3 protein-coding genes are annotated in these 1,905 nt (G+C 55.6%); all 3 read right to left on the reverse strand.

The window, feature by feature from the left end:
* Window positions 1-203 precede the first annotated feature (203 nt).
* Window positions 204-629 (reverse strand): GNAT family N-acetyltransferase, encoded by a 426-nt coding sequence (locus tag EOA60_RS30945; RefSeq protein ID WP_164748272.1) that lies wholly within the window; start codon window positions 627-629, stop codon window positions 204-206.
* A gap of 501 nt (window positions 630-1,130) precedes the next feature.
* Complete coding sequence (locus tag EOA60_RS30950; protein ID WP_127335261.1) at window positions 1,131-1,685, reverse strand: hypothetical protein; 555 nt, start codon at window positions 1,683-1,685, stop codon at window positions 1,131-1,133.
* On the reverse strand, window positions 1,678-1,905 hold a 228-nt coding region (locus EOA60_RS30955), incomplete at its 5' end, for a glycine cleavage T C-terminal barrel domain-containing protein (protein WP_164899688.1). The genes EOA60_RS30950 and EOA60_RS30955, both read right to left, overlap by 8 nt.

Below are 1,905 nucleotides of genomic sequence, written 5' to 3' on the forward strand. Positions count from 1 at the left end.
ATATATGTGCCTGAGGCCCTCTTGGTTGTCGCTCAAGGATCCGACTGCCACAGGCGGTGTGAGCTTTGTAGTCAGATCGATGCGCGCGTGATCGATATCACCTCGACCGGCGATGACACCAAGCCATCTCCGAAAGTTGATCGTCTGCGGCGCCTATCGGTAAAATGCGACGTACGCCTACTGAGAGGCCGTATTGCCTATGATCAAAGGCATCGACGCAGGAAAATTACCTTCTCGCCGGGAGGTGCACATTCCACTTCGCCAAATGCTTCCCAGCCTCGACGCTCGTAGAACGCGGGCGCCTGAAACGTGGCTGTCCAAAGCACAGCAGTACGACACCCACGCCGGCGTGCGGCTTCCTCGCCGGCGGCAAGGACCCGCGCACCAAGGCCTGTGCCACGGTGAGCATCGTCGATGAAGAGCTGTTCCACATAAAGAACCGCGTGAACTGTCGATCCGATCAGACCACCCACAATTGTACCCGATTCAGGGTCTTCAGCCGCGATCACCAGCGGCACGCCGCCAGGCAGGCCGATCTTGCGTTGATTGTAGTCACTCAGCCCGTCGCGAATCGCGTCTACATAGGCTGCGTCAAGTTTGTCACTTTCGATGAGATTAGGAGTTGCCAATATTTTACCCTCCAACTTGTTAATGGTGGCCCGATTGCAGTCGTTGAATACTGGCAGACGTTGCGATCGAGATGATGGTCAAACATATCTCTCGTGAGCTGAAACGTTAGGCGCTCGCCGAGCCGTCGAGGTAGCTCTCGAAGGTGGTAGAGCGAGACTCTAGGGTGGTCAATCATTGAATGTCCCCAAGCCAGTGTTACTCACCCGTATCAAGAAGGTCGAAGAGAGCCAGGTCAGATGGAGATCGAGCTGGACAGGCGATCCACTTATACTTTGACGGGGGACGGAGCGAGGCTGATCTGATGCCAGCTGTATTAGCTATAGGCGCACAATGGCGGGGATCGCTCGGTGCTGAACCTTCCACATCTACGCATCGAGCTGGGTCGGAGCTCAGCGGATTGCGTTCCATGAGATCGCAGGCAGTGCTCGTTTGGAGGCAATGAGAGGTTAATTGCAGAAAGGACAGATACAAGACCATCGGAGTGTCGCTCTTTCGCTAATTTAACCATTTCCTGACTTGGTCGCCTCCCTGCCTATGAGATGATCTGCGAAGTAACTGGTGAGTGACGTCGCATAGGTCGTTGGGATGAGGATTGCGAACTGATCGGGGCCGGGATGGTCGATCAGGACACTGACATGGTGGATAGCCGTCTGGGCGAACGAGCCAATGTCAAAAGCCATATCGGAGAAATCCAGAGAAGCGACGCGACTGAGAAGCCCGCTAGCGCCCGGCCCTTCCAGCATCAAACATACACGCGAGTCAGACAAATCCAGCACTGCAAGATCTGTCGCGCTTTCAAAGCTAAGAGCGGTGTCCGACCGAACCAGCACCCGATCAGGCGCGATACGCCAAACTGTCGTCGACCCACGGTGCACCGATAAACGGTAGCCATCTGGCAGCGCGAGGCCTTTTGCTCGAAGAGCTTCATTCGCCCTTTCGTCGAACTTTCCCCAGCCTGCGAGCTGCGTCAGATACCCCAGTTCTATTTCATTGATCGTGACATCCCGGTCGTGACTGGTTGCGCCACCGACGGGCAACTCAAGCCTGCTAGCCATTCTGGCGATGTCCTTCAGGGTCGAAGAAATGATGGGAGACCACTTTAGCTTCCATTCTTTGATTGCCAACGAAATCGACGACCTGGATCGTCTCGCCGAAGCGCTGCGGTCCCCGCGACAGAAGGGCCAACGCGATATTTTTTTTGAGACTCGGAGAGTATGTCACAGCAGACACCCAGCCTTCACCATGGCCCTTGGCGGGAGCATTCAGCCCATAAAG

Source organism: Mesorhizobium sp. M1A.F.Ca.IN.020.06.1.1 (genome assembly GCF_004023265.1).
Lineage (GTDB): Bacteria > Pseudomonadota > Alphaproteobacteria > Rhizobiales > Rhizobiaceae > Mesorhizobium.